This window comes from Polynucleobacter asymbioticus (genome assembly GCF_018687575.1).
Lineage (GTDB): Bacteria > Pseudomonadota > Gammaproteobacteria > Burkholderiales > Burkholderiaceae > Polynucleobacter > Polynucleobacter asymbioticus_C.
This window is the reverse complement of record NZ_CP061297.1, coordinates 84,361-101,023: the sequence shown is the minus strand read 5'-3', so window position 1 is coordinate 101,023 and position 16,663 is coordinate 84,361. Positions and strand designations below refer to the sequence as shown.

Genomic DNA, 16,663 nt, shown 5'->3' with positions numbered 1-16,663 from the left:
TTATTTGCCCGCGCTGTGGTGAAAGCGCTTCATGCGTGCAGCACCAGACTGAACTCTTGTGCGCATGCCAGTCGAACGCTTGAACCACACCGGCCTTGCTGCGCGTCTCACACCCCAGCTCTTGCGACCCTGGCGTATCGATTTTTGCAGGACTTCTTTTTCATCCAAAGGGGCTCGTGTATACATATTCGAACCGATATCAGCTTGGTCACTTAAATTGGCGCCCGCTTCTTGAACGGTAGATTGAATGGAGCTCTCGACATCTTTAAAAGCGGAGACACTTTCTTCACGGAGTTTTTTGAACTCCTCAACATCCATTTGCCGACTCACTTCGGATTTGACATCCGCCATATAGCGTTGCGCGCGTCCAAACAAATTACCCGCCATGCGGGCGATCTTAGGAAGACGCTCTGGGCCGACCACTACCAATGCAACTACTGCAATGAGTGCAAGCTTTGAAACTCCGAGGTCAATCATTGCAGCTGCGCATTATTTCTATCAACAATTATTTATTGATGTCTTTTGCCTGAACATCTACAGTTTTCTCTGTTGATGCAGCAGCGCTCTGAATTTGCTCTTTTGGCTCTTCAGCCGCCTCAGGCGCCTTCATGCCGTCTTTGAAGCCTTTAACGGCACCACCTAAGTCAGAGCCGATATTACGTAATTTTTTGGTACCAAATACCAACATCACAATTACTAAAACAATCAACCAATGCCAAATGCTAAATGAACCCATTTTTATCTCCTCGGACTATTTTTTCCAGGGGCGCGGACCGCCCATCACATGCAAGTGCAAGTGATAAACCTCTTGCCCACCATCTGCACCATTGTTCACTACCAATCGAAAGCCGCCATCTTTTCCAGGGCGACAACCTTGCTCTTTGGCAAGACGCGGTGCCAATTCCATCATTCTACCTAGCAATGGCGCATCCACCACTTCCGCAGACTCCAACATAGGGATATGTTTTTTAGGAATTATTAAGAAATGGACCGGCGCAGCTGGGTTGATATCCTTAAACGCATAAATCTCCTCATCCTCATATACCTTTTGGGATGGGATTTCGCCCTTGGAGATTTTGCAAAACAAGCAATTAGGATCGTGGCTCACGCTTTTGCCTCTAGTTTTGATGAATTTATGGGGTTTTTCTAAATTTACTCTGCACCAGCAGCTTTTCTGGCTGCTTTTTCTTCGATACCCGAGGTACCTAGGCGACGATTCAGTTCAGCCACCACATCTTCTGGGCGTAAGCCAAACTGGGAAAGCGCAATTAAGCAATGGAACCAAAGGTCAGCCATCTCCCCAACCAAGAGCTTTTGCTGCTCAGGAGCTAGGTTGGAATTACGCGCATCTTTTGCCGCCATTACAGCCTCAGTTGCTTCTTCACCAATTTTCTTCAAAATCCCATCATCACCCTTAGAAAAGAGCAAGGCGGTATAGGAAGTCTTGGGGTCGGCCACTCCAGCTTTAAACGCATCACGTCGTTGATCCACCACATCAGCCAGATAGGCTAAGGCGGAGTCTAAATTAGAAGGGTTTTGTGCTGGACTAGTCATAAAGTGATTTTATGTCTTTTATTGCCGGGAATGCTGGGATGGTCTTATTTATGAGCTTTGGACTCATCCACCCAGGCAGATTTACCAGAATCCCACCTCAGAAAGAAACAGCTGTGCTCGCCAGTATGGCAAGCAATACCGTCTTTTTGCTCCACCATAAGCAAAATCGTATCGCCATCACAGTCGAGGCGAATTTCTTTCACCTTTTGGGTATGACCAGATTCTTCACCTTTATGCCAAAGTTTCTGCCTAGAGCGAGTCCAATATACGGCCTCCCCTAAATGCAAAGTTGCCAATAAGGCATCACGATTCATCCAAGCCATCATCAAGATGTCTTTACTGCCGACTTCCTGAGCGATGACTGGGACCAGACCCTGTTCATTCCAGGTGACGGCATCAAGCCATGCTCCAGCCTCTAAAGACTCCATCGGAGTGAAGGTATTTTTCATGGTCATCTTCGTCTGGTTTTCTCAGTTGATCTGTCTACACATTAAATCCGAACCGGAATTCCTTGGCTTGCCATATATTCTTTCGCTTGGCCAACAGTGTATTCACCATAATGAAAAATGCTGGCTGCGAGAACTGCATCGGCATGACCTTTAGTAATACCATCGACCAAGTGCTGCAAATTACCGACGCCACCAGAAGCAATCACCGGGACACTCACCGCATCACTTACTGCTGCAGTTAACTCCAAATCAAAACCATCTTTACTGCCGTCACGATTCATGCTGGTGAGAAGAATTTCGCCAGCACCACGTTTCGCAACTTCAGAAGCCCATGTAACGACATCCATGCCTGTCGCAGTTCGTCCGCCATGAGTAAATACTTCCCAATTACCCGCTTCCGTTTTTTTAGCATCGATCGCAACCACGATGCACTGCGAACCGTAATACGCAGCAGCGTCAGAAACTAAATCTGGATTCGCCACTGCAGATGAATTCATACTCACCTTATCAGCGCCTGCATTCAGTAAACGGCGCACGTCCGCTACCGCACGAACACCACCACCAACAGTCAGAGGAATAAATACCTGCGAAGCAACATCTTCAATGATGTGCAATATCAAATCACGCCCATCGGAGGTTGCCGTGATATCCAAAAACGTTAACTCGTCAGCACCTTGTGTGTCATAGCGTTTTGCAATCTCTACAGGATCACCCGCATCACGCAGCCCAACAAAGTTTACGCCTTTCACAACGCGCCCTGCCGTCACATCAAGGCAAGGAATAATTCGTTTAGTGAGCACTATTGAACAATCTAGATAATTTTCTTAGCAAACTTCAGAGTTAACTCATCAGCATATTTTTGTGCCGCGGTTAAATCTAAATCACCAGCATAGATTGATCGACCTGCAATCACGCCCATCACACCCTCAGCCTCTGCTTCGCACAGCGCTTCAATATCGTGATTATTAGATAAACCACCGCTAGCAATTACCGGTATCCGAATCGCTTGCGCTAATTTAATTGTGGCATCCATGTTGATGCCTTTCATCATGCCATCGCGACCAATGTCGGTATAGATAATGGCTTCAACACCATAATCTTCAAATTTCTTGGCAAGGTCGATTACTTCATGACCCGTAATCTTGCTCCAACCATCTGTTGCAACCTTGCCATCACGTGCATCCAAACCCACCATGATGTGGCCAGGAAAAGCGGTGCAAGCATCTTGCACAAAGCCAGGACTTTTCACCGCAGCTGTACCAATAATCACTGTACTAATACCGTCGTCCAATAAACGTTCAATCGTTTCAAGATCACGAATACCGCCACCCAACTGAACTGGAATCTCATCGCCCACTGCCTTCAGAATAGATTTGATAGCAGATTCATTCTTTAACTTGCCAGCAAATGCACCATTCAAATCAACGAGGTGTAAGCGACGTGCGCCCTTGCTAATCCAATGCGCAGCCATCGCCCCTGGATCTTCAGAAAATACGGTAGCTTTATCCATGTCACCTTGTTCGAGTCGAACACAGTGACCATCTTTTAAGTCAATCGCGGGAATGAGCAGCATAGCGGTACGTTATAGAAGTATTAAGGTTGCCAAGAAACAAAATTTTTGTAGAGCTTTAATCCGTATTCTGCACTTTTTTCTGGATGAAATTGCGTTGCAAAAATATTATCCCTTGCAACAGCAGAAGTAAACCAATCACCATATTCAGTTGAGCCTGCGATATCTTCCTTACGCTGCGGCACAACATAGTAACTATGTACAAAATAAAAACTAGTCAAGTCTGGAATGCCATCCCAAAGTGGGTGCTGATGATCCTGACGTACTTGGTTCCAACCCATATGGGGCACTTTGTATGCCGAGCCATCTGGTTGTAATTTGCCAGCCAATTCAAATCGTCTGACTTCACCAGGAATTAATCCCAAACAAGGTGTCCAGGCGGTATTGGAGTTCGCTCGCACTTCAGCACTTTGATCAAAGAGCATCTGCTCGCCCACACAAACGCCTAAGAGCGGTTTGTTTTTGGCTGCATCTAGCAATGCCTCTAATAAACCAGACTCTTGGAGATGTTTCATGCAATCGGGCATAGCACCCTGCCCCGGAAGAACAACACGCTCAGCGGAGAGGATTTCTTCTGGGGTGTGAGCTATCAGGATATTGGCCTCAGGCGCCACATGATGAAAGGCCTGATACACGGAACGTAGGTTACCCATTCCGTAGTCAACGATCGCAATGGTTTGCGCCAATGGTTAGCCTATATTCTGAAGTGTTTTGACAGTCTTCTACTCAACACTAGAAATTTTCTAGATTAGAGGCTGCCCTTAGTCGAAGGAACAACACCGGAAGCGCGTGGATCTAACTCTAAAGCCATGCGCAAGGCACGACCAAAGGCCTTGAACACAGTTTCAATCTGGTGGTGGGCATTAATGCCACGCAAGTTATCGATGTGCAAAGTGACTCCAGCATGGTTTACAAAACCACGGAAGAACTCGATGCTGAGATCCACGTCAAAGTCACCCACACGCGCACGAGTAAATGGAACGTTGAATTCCAAGCCTGGGCGACCAGAAAAGTCGATTACTACACGGGAAAGGGTTTCATCCAAAGGAACGTAAGAGTGGCCGTAGCGGGTAATGCCCGCCTTATCGCCAACTGCCTTAGCAAATGCTTGTCCCAGAGTAATTCCTACATCCTCAACGGTGTGATGATCATCAATGTGGGTATCGCCATTTGCGACCACTTTGAGGTCAATCATGCCGTGACGGGCAATTTGATCCAACATGTGATCCAGGAAGGGTACGCCAGAGGCTAGCTCAGCCTTACCTGTGCCATCTAAATTGATAGCAATTTGAATTTTGGTTTCCGAAGTGTTTCGGGTAACGTCGGCTTGCCGCATGCTTCAGTGCGCCGCGAGGCGAAGTGTTGATTGAAGCCTCATAATATCATTCCTAATACAGATATAAATGCTGATTTTGATTGCTGGCGTTTATTCACTTTTGCTGATTTTTGACTAGAGTCCCTCATGAGCCGCTTTTGGAGCCCCGTTGTTCAGACCCTCACCCCTTACGTTCCCGGGGAGCAACCGCAGATGGAGCGGCTGGTAAAGCTCAATACCAATGAGAGCCCTTATGGCCCATCCCCCAGGGCTCTAGCTGCCATAACCCAGCAAAATACAGATGATTTAAGACTCTATCCAGACCCCGAAGGGGCAGCACTCAAAAAAGCCATTGCCGATTTACATGGTCTGGACCCGAAACAGGTGTTTCTAGGAAATGGTTCCGATGAGGTCCTAGCCCACGTATTTTTAGGCCTACTAAAGCAAGCTAAACCAGTCCAGTTTCCGGATATCACTTATAGCTTCTACCCAGTCTATTGCAAATTATTCGGCATTGACTATCAAACGGTCCCCCTAGGCCCTAATTTTGAGATTCAAACTCAGGGCCTCAAAACCCCTAATGGTGGAATTATTTTCCCCAATCCGAATGCCCCAACTGGTCGAGCCATCCCCAGATCCGATATAGAACTCCTTCTGCGCAGAAATACAGATTCAGTCGTGGTCATTGATGAAGCCTACGTCGATTATGGAACCGAGTCTTGCATTCCGCTGCTTCGCGGCAGCGCTTGCCCAGAAAACCTCTTGGTTGTACATACTCTATCTAAATCTCGCGCCCTAGCTGGACTTCGCGTTGGATTTGCAGTGGGGCATCCAGCTCTCATTGAAGGTCTGGAGCGGGTGAAGAATAGCTTTAACTCCTATCCACTTGGACGCTTGGCTCAAGCGGGAGCAGTTGCTGCAATACAAGATCAAGCCCATTTGGAATTGACGAGCAAAAAAGTTATTCAAACTCGAGAGCGTTTAGTGACTGAGTTAGCCTCACTGGGTTTTGATACCTTGCAGTCGACAGCCAACTTTATTTTTACGCGCCATCCAAAACACGCTGGTGCAAAGTTGTATCAGTCCTTACGTGATCGCGGAATCATTGTGCGTCACTTCAAATCGCCACGCATTGAAGAATTTTTGCGCATCACCATCGGTACTGATGATCAAACGAATGAATTGATTGCAGCTTTGAAAGAAATTCTGGCTAGCGCCTAAGTTTATTTTTTCAGTCGCATTTCAGCAGCACGTGCATGGGCCGTCAAACCCTCACCGTGAGCGAGAGTACTGGCTACAGCACCTAGAGTTTGAGCACCCGCCTCACTCACTTCAATCATGCTTGAGCGCTTGATAAAGTCATATACACCCAAAGGTGAAGAGAAGCGTGCCGTACGTGCTGTTGGTAAAACGTGATTCGGACCTGCACAATAATCACCCAAAGATTCACTGGTGTAGTTGCCCATGAAGATAGCGCCAGCATGACGAATTAATTCAGCCCACTTGCGTGGCTCAGTTGCACAAATTTCTAAATGCTCAGCAGCGATGGCATTGGCAATCTCACAAGCCTCGCCCATATCTTTTACCTGAATCAATAAAGCACGATTCGTAAGTGATGTTTCAATCACTTTCTTTCTGGGCATCTGAGGCAACAACTGATTAATGCTTGCTTGCACTTGCTCAATAAATTGCTCATCTGGGCAAAGCAAAATAGATTGTGCTAACTCATCGTGCTCTGCTTGAGAAAATAAATCCATTGCAATCCAATCAGGATTACTAGAGCCATCACAGAGAACTAAGATTTCTGAAGGACCAGCGATCATGTCGATACCAACAGTGCCGAAAACTCTGCGCTTAGCAGCTGCTACATAAGCATTACCAGGGCCAACAATCTTATCCACCGGCGGAATAGTTTGAGTACCATAAGCTAAAGCACCTACAGCTTGTGCACCACCAATCGTGAAGACGCGATCAACATCGGATAAGTAAGCAGCAGCTAAGACCAAGCTATTGCGAGCGCCATCTGGAGTAGGCACCACCATGATGACTTCCTTAACACCAGCCACCTTTGCAGGAATCGCATTCATCAAAACAGAAGATGGATAGGCTGCTTTACCACCCGGAACATAAATTCCGACGCGATCTAAGGCCGTGACTTTCTGGCCCAAGCGTGTGCCATCAACCTCTTCATACTCCCAAGAGTGGCAACCCGCCTCAATCTTTTGCTTCTCGTGATACGCGCAGACTCTTTGTGCAGCAATATCCAAGGCATTTTTTTGTTCAGCCGATAAGGCTTCGTAAGATTTTTTTAATTCTTCTTGAGAAATTTCTAACTCAGCCACACTGGAAACATTGAGGCGATCAAACTGCTTTGTAAAGGAGAGCACTGCAGCATCGCCCTCACTTTTGACTTTCGCCAGAATGTTGACTACAGCAGCATCAATCGCTTCGTCATCCGCCATTGGCAAAGAAAGACTGGAGAGCAGGGTTTCTTTGAACCCTGTGTCTTTGCTATTAAGGCGTTTGACTTTAACTTGCGCTGACATATGAATTTTTCTTTACTTCAATAATTCAAAGAATGGTTGGAGCTGTGTGCGCTTACGTTTATACGAAGCTTGGTTAACCACCAAGCGTGCGCTGATATCAGCGATTGGCTCAACTTCAACGAGGCCATTAGCGCGCAAGGTGTTGCCTGTAGATACCAAATCCACAATCGCATCAGCCAAACCAACTAATGGAGCCAACTCCATTGAGCCATACAAATGAATCGTATCGATGTGAACACCTTTATTAGCAAAGTGTTCACGCGCGCAATTGACGTACTTTGTTGCGACCTTCAAACGAGAACCTTGCTTTACTGCAGCGGCGTAATCAAAACCCTCTCGCACTGCAACTGACATACGGCATTTAGCGATGTTTAAATCAAAAGGTACATATAGACCATCAGTACCGTTTTCCATCAAGACATCCAGGCCAGCAACCCCAAAATCAGCTCCGCCAAACTGAACATAGGTCGGCACATCCGAAGCACGCACAATAATCAGGCGGACATCAGGATTAGAGGTCTCGATAATGAGCTTGCGTGACTTTTCCGGATCCTCGAGCGGGCGAATACCGATCTTAGACAAGATCTCAGCGGTTTCTTCGAAGATGCGCCCCTTCGAGAGGGCTAAAGTTAACTTCATGGACTAATTATCTATCAGGCTTACTTGATTCGCTGAATGTTGGCACCTAAGAGGGTCAACTTTTGCTCCATACGGTCATATCCACGATCCAAGTGATAAATCCGATCTACCTGGGTTTCGCCTTGGGCGGCTAAGCCGGCAATCACCAAACTGGCTGAGGCTCGCAAGTCAGTAGCCATCACGATGGCTCCTGACAGCTTTTCTACACCTTGCACAATCGCCGTATTTCCCTCAATTGCGATATCGGCGCCGAGGCGGTTCATCTCTTGCACGTGCATAAAGCGGTTTTCAAAGATAGTTTCCGTGATGGTGGCGTTACCTTCGGCAATCGCATTGACTGCCATGAGTTGAGCCTGCATATCGGTTGGGAAAGCAGGGTATTCAGAGGTACGGAAACTGACAGCCTTAGGGCGCCCCTTCATAGAGGCCTTTATCCAGTCAGGACCGACTTCCATTTCTAAACCGGCTTCTTTGAGTTTGACGATTACTGCATCCAATGTGTCTGGACGGCAGTGCTTCACCAACACCTCACCCCCAGCAGCTGCGACTGCGCATAAGAATGTGCCCGCCTCAATACGATCAGCAATGACAGCATGCTCTGCACTATGGAGCTTCTCCACACCCTCGATGACTAAGCGATCACTTCCGATACCGGTAATCTTTGCACCCATCTTAACGAGCAACTCAGCCAAGTCACCTACTTCAGGCTCGCGTGCAGCATTCTCCAGAATCGTTGTGCCTGATGCCAAAGTAGCGGCCATCAATAAATTCTCTGTCCCGGTTACAGTGATCATGTCAGTCAAGATAGAAGCGCCTTGTAAGCGACCCGTAGCAGATTTAGTTTCTGCCTGAATGTAGCCACTCTTAATCTTGATAGTGGCACCCATGGCCTTCAAGCCCTTAATGTGCTGATCTACTGGACGCGCCCCAATAGCGCAGCCGCCTGGCAGTGAAACCTTAGCGCTGTGCATTCTGGCAAGCAATGGACCCAAAACCAAAATAGAGGCACGCATGGTTTTGACCATCTCATAAGTTGCCTCTGAACTCTTAATATTGGCAGCATTGAGAACGACACAATTACGATCATTTGCATCTGGAAAAGTAACTGTCACTCCAATTTCTTGGAGGAGCTTGAGCATGGTGCGTACATCTTGCAAATCTGGAACATTACGCAAAGTAATGGGTTGATCTGTTAGCAAGCAAGCGCACAAAATTGGTAACGCTGCATTCTTTGCGCCAGCAATCGCTACCTCACCTTTCAGGGGGGTGCCGCCAACCATTCGTAATTTATCCATGAATCTATTCCAGTTAAAAGCTAATGTCGTATTTTATGTTGGGGTGTTTTGTGTAAATTCTTCAGGAGTGAAAGCTTTGATTGATAAAGCATGTACCTCTGCTTTCATACGATCGCCCATAGCGCCATATACCAACTGATGACGCTGAATCAAACGCTTACCCTCAAACTCCGGACTCACAATCGTCGCAAAAAAATGCTGGCCATCACCCTCAACTTTGACATGGGTGCATGCAAGGCCTTGCTGAATATAGCCTTCAATTTGTTCTGGGGTTGGCAACATCACAATCTCCTAATTTCTAATTTCTTGGTAATTTTTAATGCGTATTTAAGGAAGGATTAACAGCTAGTTTCTAAGCTTGTAGCCTTTTTGCAGTAAGCGCAAAGCAATCGCTGACACTACGGCAAAGAAACACGCCACAATCGCGAAACTACTCCAAGGGGATATGTCTGACACCCCAAAGAAACCGTAACGGAAACCATCAATCATGTAAAAGAATGGATTGAAGTGAGACACCACTTGCCATGCTGCCGGCAAAGAATGAATGGAATAAAACACACCTGACAACATCGTTGCCGGCATGATGATGAAATTCTGGAAGGCTGCTAATTGATCGTACTTATCGGCCCAGATACCCGCAATTAGACCCATGCTTCCCAAAATTGCAGCGCCCAACAGCGCGAATGCCATGATCCATAAGGGGTATTCAAAAGATGGCATGGCAAACCATGCAGTAATCAGCAATACACCGGCACCAACAACGATTCCACGAAATACTGCGGCTAAAACATACGCAGCATAAAACTCGAGATGACTAAATGGAGCCAGTAAAACAAAGACAAGGTTACCGGTCACCTTCGACTGAATGAGGGATGATGAGGTGTTTGCAAATGCGTTCTGCAATACGCTCATCATGACTAAACCTGGAATGAGAAAGGCTGTGTAATTCAGACGCCCATAGACCTCTTTACCCTCTAGTACATGACCAAAAATCATTAAATACAAAACAGCAGTAAGCACTGGGGCAGCTACCGTCTGAAACGCCACTTTATAAAAACGCTTAATTTCCTTACGCAACAACGTGGGGAAGCCGCTGCCATAAGCAATTGGCAATTTCTTCAAGACGGACTTCATCGAACACCCCCCGACATGATGTTGACAAACACATCTTCGAGATCTGTTTTACCCTCACCATCTATTTTTACTGAACCATATTGGCTCAATAGATTCGCAGTGGTATCTAAAGCCACAATCTTTCCTTGCTTGAGCATGGCAATGCGCTGACATAAAGCCTCAGCCTCTTCAAGGTAATGGGTTGTTAAAACAATCGTATGACCATCTTGGTTTAGTCGACTAATAAATTGCCAGAGAGATTGGCGCAGCTCTACGTCAACACCTGCTGTTGGCTCATCCAAAATAATCACTGGCGGTCTGTGAACTAAAGCCTGAGCCACCAACACACGTCGTTTCATACCACCAGATAAAGAGCGCATATTACTGTCAGCTTTATTGGTGAGATCTAGGTTGGCCATGATCTCGTCAATCCAGGCATCGTTGTGACGAATCCCAAAATAGCCCGACTGAAATTGCAGCGTTTCTCTGACGGTAAAGAAAGGGTCAAATACCAACTCCTGCGGCACGACTCCCAACATCCGGCGTGCATCACGGAATTGACTTTGCACATCAGCGCCCATGATGGCAGCATGACCCCTATCCGCAGTCACTAAACCAGCCAGAATGGAGATCAACGTTGTCTTACCGGCACCATTCGGACCAAGGAGGCCAAAGAACTCGCCTTGCTCAATTGATAAAGAAACATCATCTAGCGCCTGGAGTACGCCATAATTTTTTGATACGTTTTTAATCGATATTGCGGAGTGCATGCTATGACAAGCCTAGCAACTCAGCAACGCCATATACGCCAGCCAATACGGTTAATTTTTTCGGTGCGTTTTGTATGGAGATTTGCTCACCATTGGCATGTAATTTTTTCTGCCATGCTAATAAAACTGTGAGCACAGTAGAGTCAAAATCCTGGAGATGGATGCAATCTATAGTTCTTAATGACGCAAGATTTAACAGGCCATCTTTTTCCAACTGCAGGACATTGTTCTGCGTCACTGAAGCGGGCAATAAAAATGGCATCTGATGTTTATCTTTGATTGAGCTTGTGTAGTCTTCAGTTTGCCGGCTTTGTAGCAGCAAGCTGCTTATTACGGTCCTGCAAGAACTTCACCAAACCTTCAATACCATTCTGGCTAATTTGATTCGCAAACTGATTGCGATAAGCCTCAACCAGCCAGACGCCCATGATGTTCATGTCATAGACTTTCCAGCCGTTAGCGGTTTTTTCTAAGCGATAGTCGAGTGGTATGGGATCACCGCGACCAATCACTACAGTCTTTACAACCACCTCTTTATCATCTGGAGCTGCACGCAAAGGCTTGAATTGAATAGTTTGATCACGCAGTTGGCTTAAGGCGCCTGAGTAAGTACGAATTAACAAATTCTTAAACTCACTAACCAATTGGGCTTGCTGCTCTGGAGTTGCTTTTTTCCAATTGGGGCCCATTGCCATTTCGGTAGTGCGGCGCATATCAGTGTAGGGAACAATTTTCTTATCCACTAAATCCACAATACGCGGAATATTCCCTTTTTGAATTTCCGGATCAGACTTCACAGAGGCCATCACGTCAGAAACTACAGCCTTAATCAAACCGTCTGGCGTGGACTGATCAACTGCTTGGGCAGAAGCACTGCCGGCAAACAAAAACAAGCTGGATAGCAATGCTGCACAGTATTTTTGAATAGTTTTTTGGCTTTTCATGTGTCCTCGATTAATGCTAGTCATTGGAGCCCATTTTAGCTCTTTAAGGAAACCGGGTTAGGCTTGAGGGCCTTTATTCATAGGGATTCTGATAAGGAGGCATTAATGTCTCCTCACCTTCACGTCCCTCATTAATCTGATACTCACGTCGCTGAATATAGGCATCTCGCATAAAGCTGTATTTATCGATTGCAGCGCCATCCAATAGATCACCAGCCTCGTAATACGTATTACGCGCATTGACTACCCTTAAACCAGTAATACTGTTTCGGAGAGCAACGTCTGGTAGCAGTCTAAATAAGTAATCAGACTCCATATCAGCTGCTGTACCAAACGTATCGCGTACGCTACTTGGTCCAAAGAATGGCAAAACCACATAGGGGCCAGAAGGAATGCCCCAGACACCAAAGGTTTGACCCCAATCTTCTTTATGCTTTGGTAGGCCGCCAGGTGTAGCCATATCAATCAAGCCACCCAAACCAAAGGTAGTGTTGACTACCACCCTCATCAAATCACTAAAAGCATCGCCTGGCTTGCCCTGCAACAGATTCTGTAATGCAGTGTAGATATCGCTATAGTTACTAAAGAAGTTATAAATACCGTCACGCACAAACTCTGGCAAGACAAAACGGTAGCCAGCAACTACTGGCTTGAGCAGGTAGGCATCTAAGCCTTCATTGAATTCAAAAACAGAACGGTTAAACGGCTCCCAGGGATCATGTGGGGAAGGCTCTACTCCAGCGGGAATAGATGCACAGCCCACCATGCCAGCCACCAAACCAAGCAGCACAAGACGTTTCAGTTTCACAAGCCACTGCATTACTTTTCAGCGCCCTTATCTTTACCACTGTCGGCAGCCTTGTTGTACAAGAACTGGCTAATCAGATTTTCCAGAACCACTGCAGACTGCGTTTGAGTGATCTTATCTCCAGCGGCCAACATATCATCAGAGCCGCCGGCCTCAAGCCCAATGTATTGCTCGCCTAATAAACCTGAAGTCAAAATCTTTGCGGAAGAATCTTTCGGGAATTTATAGGTGTCTTCAATCGTCATAGTGACAGTTGCTTGATAAGTCTTGTCATCAAAGGAAATATTGGCAATACGGCCGACAACTACTCCAGCACTTTTGACTGGTGCACGTGGCTTAAGTCCACCGATATTGTCAAAACGCGCAGAAATTTTGTAGGTAGGCGCAAAGGAAACGGCATTCATATTGCCGACCTTCAATGCGAGAAACAAAGCAGCCAATAAACCAATGGCTACAAAGATTCCGACCCAAACATCAATTGCACTTTTTCTCATAAGAGTCCCAGTTTATTCTTTCTAATTCGAGAACATCATCGCAGTGAGCAAGAAGTCCAATGCCAAAACCGATAAAGAGGAGATCACCACAGTTCTCGTGGTGGCTTGCGATACACCCTCAGGTGTCGGTTTTGCCTCATAACCCTGATACAAGGCAATAAAAGTCACTGCGACACCAAAAACCAGGCTTTTAATCAGGCCATTGCCAATATCAGAAAAGAGATCTACCCCGCCCTGCATCTGCGACCAGAAGGCGCCGGAGTCCACCCCAATTAAGGGTACCCCAACAAAGTAACCGCCCATCACACCAACAGCCGTAAAGATCGTAGCCAGAATTGGCATCGCAATAATGCCGGCCCATAGTCGCGGTGCAATCACACGGCTCAATGGATCCACCGCCATCATTTCCATAGCGCTAAGCTGCTCACCCGCTTTCATTAAACCGATCTCAGCGGTGAGAGATGTGCCAGCGCGACCAGCAAATAACAATGCTGTAATCACGGGGCCTAATTCACGGGTAAGCGACAGCGCAACTAACAAACCTAGAGCCTGCTCTGAGCCATAACGGTTCAGGGTGTAGTAGCCCTGCAGACCCAGAACAAAGCCAACAAACAAACCAGATACCGCAATGATTACAAATGAGTGATTACCAACAAACAGAATTTGATCCGAAACTAAGCGCGGTCTTTTTAATAAAAATCCAGAGCGCCAAATGACGGCTGCAAACATACGTGCAGCTAGACCAAGGCTTGTTAAGTTGCGACGAATAAAAAATCCAAGATCGCCAAAGAGGTCCAAGGCTTTATGAAGCATGCTCATTTCAGACTCACCCCAAAATCTTCTGCAAGGCTTTGGCCTGGATAATGGAATGGCACAGGACCATCCGGTGATGCATCTAGGAATTGACGAACGAAAGGATCGCTTGAGCGACTCAATTCTTCTGGCGTACCTTCGGCACCAATGCGGCCATTAGCAATGAAATACACATAATCTGCGATCTCAAAAGTCTCTTCGACATCATGTGTAACTAATAGGCTCGTTGCACCTAGAGCCTGATTCAAATCCCGAATCAAGCGTGCAGTAATTCCCAGTGAAATCGGATCCAAGCCCGCGAAAGGCTCGTCATACATGATCAAGGGAGGATCAAGCGCAATCGCTCTTGCCAAAGCAACACGACGTGCCATGCCACCAGAAATTTGTGCCGGCATCAAATCGCGTGCACCACGCAAGCCGACTGCATTGAGTTTCATCAGTACTAAAGAGCGTAATAACTCTTCACTTAAGTCGGTGTGTTCGCGCAAAGGAAAGGCGACGTTTTCAAAAACACTAAGATCGGTAAAGAGTGCGCCAAACTGAAAGAGCATTCCCATTCTTCGACGGGCAGCCATTAATTCAGCGCCATTCATTTGGCCAATATCATGGCCTTCAAATAAAACTTCGCCCGACTGTGCAGTGAACTGACCGCCGATAAGCCTTAGGATCGTGGTCTTGCCACAACCAGAACCGCCCATCACCGCAACGACTTGGCCGCGGCGGAACTCCATATTGAGCCCCGATAAAATTTGCCGCTCACCAGGGGCATAGGAAAAGTTGACGTCCTTAATCTGAACTACAACTTCGCCCTGGCCACCACTAGAGGTTTTTTGCTTCACTTCCACCGAATTGGAGTGGCCACTATTCATATCCTCGATATTATCGCGGCAGAACAGAAGACCCCATTAAATACTCGTCTACTGCCTGAGCCGCTTGACGACCTTCACGAATTGCCCAAACTACCAAAGATTGTCCGCGACGCATATCACCCGCAGCAAATACCTTAGGAACGTTAGTTTGGTAAGCATTTTGGCCGTCAACAGTGGCTTTTGCGTTGCCACGAGCGTCTTTTTCAACACCAAAGGCATTTAGGACCTGAGCTGCGGGAGATACAAAGCCCATTGCCAAGAAAACCAGGTCTGCCTTAATCTCAAACTCAGAGTTTGGCATTTCTGACATCTTGCCGTCTTTCCACTCCAAACGCACACAGATTAATTTCTCTAATTTGCCATCTTTACCTTCAAAACGCTTAGTAGCAACAGACCAATCGCGCTCACAACCTTCTTCATGTGAGGAGGATGTGCGTAACTTGGTTGGCCAGTAAGGCCATACCAAAGGCTTGTTTTCAGTTTCTGGTGGCTGTGGCAACAATTCAAACTGCGTAATCTTGGCAGCGCCATGACGATTAGATGTTCCTACACAATCAGATCCAGTATCACCGCCACCAATCACCACTACATGCTTGCCAGCTGCAGAAATTTCGTTTTTGAAATCACCTGCGTTTTCTTTATTCTGTGGAATTAAGAATTCCAAGGCATAGTGAACGCCCTTTAGCTCACGACCAGGAACTGGTAAATCACGTGGCTGCTCTGATCCACCGCTAATCACAACAGCGTCAAAATCTTTCATCAACTGATCAGGTGAAACTGTTTTTGTGGAATAGTTTTTTACTTCAGCACCAATAGCCTCTTTACCCACAAATACACCAGTCTCAAACTTCACGCCCTCAGCTTGCATTTGTTCAACGCGACGGTCGATCAACCACTTTTCCATTTTGAAATCCGGAATACCGTAGCGCAATAATCCACCAACACGGTCATTCTTTTCAAACACAGTAACGTCGTGACCAACACGAGCTAATTGCTGTGCAGTTGCCATACCAGCAGGGCCACCACCAACAACGGCAACCTTCTTACCTGTTTTAGTTTTAGATGGCTGCGGCTTAACCCAGCCATTCTCCCAGCCCTTATCAATAATGGCGTGCTCAATAGACTTAATACCTACCGCATCACTATTAATTCCTAAGGTACATGCAGCTTCGCAAGGTGCTGGGCAAATCCGGCCAGTGAACTCTGGGAAGTTATTGGTAGATTGCAAAACATCTAATGCATTCTTCCAATCATCATGAAATACCAAATCATTGAAGTCTGGAATGATGTTGTTTACAGGGCATCCGCTATTGCAAAACGGAATGCCACAATCCATACAGCGCGCACCCTGCACTTTAGCTTCATCATCCGTTAGTGCTGCAACGAACTCTTTGTAGTGATGGAGACGTTTAACAGGAGCTTCGTAGGTTTCGTCTACGCGCTCAAACTCCATAAATCCAGTGACCTTACCCATATTGAATCCT

Annotated in this window: 23 protein-coding genes; 1 reads left to right on the top strand and 22 read right to left on the bottom strand. The window is 46.6% G+C overall.

The features are described from left to right. The 9 genes from tatB to hisB all read right to left on the bottom strand — a co-directional run bounded on the left by tatB (window position 1) and on the right by hisB (window position 4,909). Window positions 1-477: a Sec-independent protein translocase protein TatB gene (gene tatB / locus AOC19_RS00595; protein WP_015420293.1), complete on the bottom strand. Its 477-nt coding sequence runs from the start codon at window positions 475-477 to the stop codon at window positions 1-3. Between the two features lie 28 nt (window positions 478-505). Continuing rightward, window positions 506-736, bottom strand: a complete 231-nt coding sequence (gene tatA, locus AOC19_RS00590; RefSeq protein WP_215376516.1) for a Sec-independent protein translocase subunit TatA — start codon at window positions 734-736, stop codon at window positions 506-508. A gap of 15 nt (window positions 737-751) precedes the next feature. Next, complete coding sequence (locus tag AOC19_RS00585; protein ID WP_215376514.1) at window positions 752-1,108, bottom strand: histidine triad nucleotide-binding protein; 357 nt, start codon at window positions 1,106-1,108, stop codon at window positions 752-754. 44 nt (window positions 1,109-1,152) lie between these two features. After that, the gene (locus AOC19_RS00580; RefSeq protein WP_215376511.1) at window positions 1,153-1,554 is read right to left on the bottom strand and encodes a phosphoribosyl-ATP diphosphatase; all 402 of its coding nucleotides are present in this window, start codon (window positions 1,552-1,554) and stop codon (window positions 1,153-1,155) included. A 44-nt stretch (window positions 1,555-1,598) separates the two neighbouring features. Further along, a complete protein-coding gene (gene hisI / locus AOC19_RS00575; protein WP_215376508.1) occupies window positions 1,599-2,003 on the bottom strand; it encodes a phosphoribosyl-AMP cyclohydrolase in 405 nt (134 codons plus the stop codon). Window positions 2,004-2,044: 41 nt separating this feature from the next. Then, window positions 2,045-2,803 (bottom strand): imidazole glycerol phosphate synthase subunit HisF, encoded by a 759-nt coding sequence (gene hisF / locus AOC19_RS00570; protein WP_215376505.1) that lies wholly within the window; start codon window positions 2,801-2,803, stop codon window positions 2,045-2,047. 11 nt (window positions 2,804-2,814) lie between these two features. Beyond that, a complete protein-coding gene (gene hisA / locus AOC19_RS00565; protein WP_215376502.1) occupies window positions 2,815-3,576 on the bottom strand; it encodes a 1-(5-phosphoribosyl)-5-[(5-phosphoribosylamino)methylideneamino]imidazole-4-carboxamide isomerase in 762 nt (253 codons plus the stop codon). Window positions 3,577-3,596: 20 nt separating this feature from the next. Beyond that, complete coding sequence (hisH, locus tag AOC19_RS00560) at window positions 3,597-4,259, bottom strand: imidazole glycerol phosphate synthase subunit HisH (RefSeq protein ID WP_215376499.1); 663 nt, start codon at window positions 4,257-4,259, stop codon at window positions 3,597-3,599. A 62-nt stretch (window positions 4,260-4,321) separates the two neighbouring features. Further along, entirely contained in the window at window positions 4,322-4,909 is a 588-nt protein-coding gene (hisB, locus tag AOC19_RS00555) for an imidazoleglycerol-phosphate dehydratase HisB (protein ID WP_173959420.1), read from the bottom strand. Window positions 4,910-5,035: 126 nt separating this feature from the next. On the opposite strand from hisB, the gene hisC reads away from it, so the two are divergent. Beyond that, entirely contained in the window at window positions 5,036-6,109 is a 1,074-nt protein-coding gene (gene hisC / locus AOC19_RS00550; protein WP_215376496.1) for a histidinol-phosphate transaminase, read from the top strand. Window positions 6,110-6,111: 2 nt separating this feature from the next. Here the strand turns inward: hisC and hisD are convergent, their stop codons facing one another. The 13 genes from hisD to AOC19_RS00485 form a co-directional block, all read right to left on the bottom strand. Then, entirely contained in the window at window positions 6,112-7,434 is a 1,323-nt protein-coding gene (hisD, locus tag AOC19_RS00545; protein WP_215376494.1) for a histidinol dehydrogenase, read from the bottom strand. Between the two features lie 12 nt (window positions 7,435-7,446). After that, window positions 7,447-8,073 carry an ATP phosphoribosyltransferase gene (gene hisG, locus AOC19_RS00540; protein WP_015420282.1) on the bottom strand — a complete coding sequence of 209 codons (627 nt, stop codon included), beginning with the start codon at window positions 8,071-8,073 and terminating at the stop codon, window positions 7,447-7,449. A gap of 20 nt (window positions 8,074-8,093) precedes the next feature. Next, window positions 8,094-9,368: a UDP-N-acetylglucosamine 1-carboxyvinyltransferase gene (gene murA, locus AOC19_RS00535; protein WP_215376491.1), complete on the bottom strand. Its 1,275-nt coding sequence runs from the start codon at window positions 9,366-9,368 to the stop codon at window positions 8,094-8,096. Between the two features lie 33 nt (window positions 9,369-9,401). Continuing rightward, complete coding sequence (locus AOC19_RS00530; RefSeq protein ID WP_215376488.1) at window positions 9,402-9,650, bottom strand: BolA family protein; 249 nt, start codon at window positions 9,648-9,650, stop codon at window positions 9,402-9,404. A gap of 63 nt (window positions 9,651-9,713) precedes the next feature. Next, a complete protein-coding gene (locus AOC19_RS00525; RefSeq protein ID WP_215376485.1) occupies window positions 9,714-10,502 on the bottom strand; it encodes an ABC transporter permease in 789 nt (262 codons plus the stop codon). Beyond that, window positions 10,499-11,251 carry an ABC transporter ATP-binding protein gene (locus AOC19_RS00520; RefSeq protein ID WP_215376482.1) on the bottom strand — a complete coding sequence of 251 codons (753 nt, stop codon included), beginning with the start codon at window positions 11,249-11,251 and terminating at the stop codon, window positions 10,499-10,501. Before AOC19_RS00520 ends, AOC19_RS00525 begins: the two co-directional genes overlap by 4 nt. Before the next feature lies 1 nt (window position 11,252). Continuing rightward, window positions 11,253-11,513: an STAS domain-containing protein gene (locus tag AOC19_RS00515; RefSeq protein WP_215376479.1), complete on the bottom strand. Its 261-nt coding sequence runs from the start codon at window positions 11,511-11,513 to the stop codon at window positions 11,253-11,255. Between the two features lie 34 nt (window positions 11,514-11,547). Beyond that, a complete protein-coding gene (locus AOC19_RS00510; protein WP_215376476.1) occupies window positions 11,548-12,195 on the bottom strand; it encodes an MlaC/ttg2D family ABC transporter substrate-binding protein in 648 nt (215 codons plus the stop codon). Window positions 12,196-12,268: 73 nt separating this feature from the next. Further along, window positions 12,269-13,015: an MlaA family lipoprotein gene (locus AOC19_RS00505; RefSeq protein ID WP_215376474.1), complete on the bottom strand. Its 747-nt coding sequence runs from the start codon at window positions 13,013-13,015 to the stop codon at window positions 12,269-12,271. Then, entirely contained in the window at window positions 13,015-13,497 is a 483-nt protein-coding gene (gene mlaD / locus AOC19_RS00500) for an outer membrane lipid asymmetry maintenance protein MlaD (RefSeq protein ID WP_215376471.1), read from the bottom strand. Before mlaD ends, AOC19_RS00505 begins: the two co-directional genes overlap by 1 nt. 21 nt (window positions 13,498-13,518) lie before the next feature. Continuing rightward, window positions 13,519-14,316: a lipid asymmetry maintenance ABC transporter permease subunit MlaE gene (gene mlaE, locus AOC19_RS00495; protein ID WP_215376468.1), complete on the bottom strand. Its 798-nt coding sequence runs from the start codon at window positions 14,314-14,316 to the stop codon at window positions 13,519-13,521. Next, a complete protein-coding gene (locus tag AOC19_RS00490) occupies window positions 14,313-15,179 on the bottom strand; it encodes an ABC transporter ATP-binding protein (protein ID WP_251368036.1) in 867 nt (288 codons plus the stop codon). The genes mlaE and AOC19_RS00490 overlap by 4 nt, the downstream gene beginning before the upstream one ends. Before the next feature lie 10 nt (window positions 15,180-15,189). Beyond that, the gene (locus AOC19_RS00485; protein ID WP_215376465.1) at window positions 15,190-16,653 is read right to left on the bottom strand and encodes a glutamate synthase subunit beta; all 1,464 of its coding nucleotides are present in this window, start codon (window positions 16,651-16,653) and stop codon (window positions 15,190-15,192) included. Window positions 16,654-16,663 lie beyond the last annotated feature (10 nt).

Bases quoted from the DNA above. Each gene is read 5' to 3' on its own strand.
- AOC19_RS00580 (WP_215376511.1), bottom strand. From the start codon at position 1,554: ATGACTAGTCCAGCACAAAACCCTTCTAATTTAGACTCCGCCTTAGCC.
- AOC19_RS00530 (WP_215376488.1), bottom strand. From the start codon at position 9,650: ATGTTGCCAACCCCAGAACAAATTGAAGGCTATATTCAGCAAGGCCTT.
- mlaD (WP_215376471.1), bottom strand. From the start codon at position 13,497: ATGAGAAAAAGTGCAATTGATGTTTGGGTCGGAATCTTTGTAGCCATT.
- AOC19_RS00525 (WP_215376485.1), bottom strand. From the start codon at position 10,502: ATGAAGTCCGTCTTGAAGAAATTGCCAATTGCTTATGGCAGCGGCTTC.
- AOC19_RS00505 (WP_215376474.1), bottom strand. From the start codon at position 13,015: ATGCAGTGGCTTGTGAAACTGAAACGTCTTGTGCTGCTTGGTTTGGTG.
- hisA (WP_215376502.1), bottom strand. From the start codon at position 3,576: ATGCTGCTCATTCCCGCGATTGACTTAAAAGATGGTCACTGTGTTCGA.
- AOC19_RS00490 (WP_251368036.1), bottom strand. From the start codon at position 15,179: ATGAATAGTGGCCACTCCAATTCGGTGGAAGTGAAGCAAAAAACCTCT.
- AOC19_RS00520 (WP_215376482.1), bottom strand. From the start codon at position 11,251: ATGCACTCCGCAATATCGATTAAAAACGTATCAAAAAATTATGGCGTA.
- hisG (WP_015420282.1), bottom strand. From the start codon at position 8,073: ATGAAGTTAACTTTAGCCCTCTCGAAGGGGCGCATCTTCGAAGAAACC.
- murA (WP_215376491.1), bottom strand. From the start codon at position 9,368: ATGGATAAATTACGAATGGTTGGCGGCACCCCCCTGAAAGGTGAGGTA.
- AOC19_RS00510 (WP_215376476.1), bottom strand. From the start codon at position 12,195: ATGAAAAGCCAAAAAACTATTCAAAAATACTGTGCAGCATTGCTATCC.
- hisC (WP_215376496.1), top strand. From the start codon at position 5,036: ATGAGCCGCTTTTGGAGCCCCGTTGTTCAGACCCTCACCCCTTACGTT.
- hisD (WP_215376494.1), bottom strand. From the start codon at position 7,434: ATGTCAGCGCAAGTTAAAGTCAAACGCCTTAATAGCAAAGACACAGGG.
- mlaE (WP_215376468.1), bottom strand. From the start codon at position 14,316: ATGAGCATGCTTCATAAAGCCTTGGACCTCTTTGGCGATCTTGGATTT.
- AOC19_RS00485 (WP_215376465.1), bottom strand. From the start codon at position 16,653: ATGGGTAAGGTCACTGGATTTATGGAGTTTGAGCGCGTAGACGAAACC.
- hisI (WP_215376508.1), bottom strand. From the start codon at position 2,003: ATGAAAAATACCTTCACTCCGATGGAGTCTTTAGAGGCTGGAGCATGG.
- AOC19_RS00515 (WP_215376479.1), bottom strand. From the start codon at position 11,513: ATGCCATTTTTATTGCCCGCTTCAGTGACGCAGAACAATGTCCTGCAG.
- hisB (WP_173959420.1), bottom strand. From the start codon at position 4,909: ATGCGGCAAGCCGACGTTACCCGAAACACTTCGGAAACCAAAATTCAA.
- tatB (WP_015420293.1), bottom strand. From the start codon at position 477: ATGATTGACCTCGGAGTTTCAAAGCTTGCACTCATTGCAGTAGTTGCA.
- tatA (WP_215376516.1), bottom strand. From the start codon at position 736: ATGGGTTCATTTAGCATTTGGCATTGGTTGATTGTTTTAGTAATTGTG.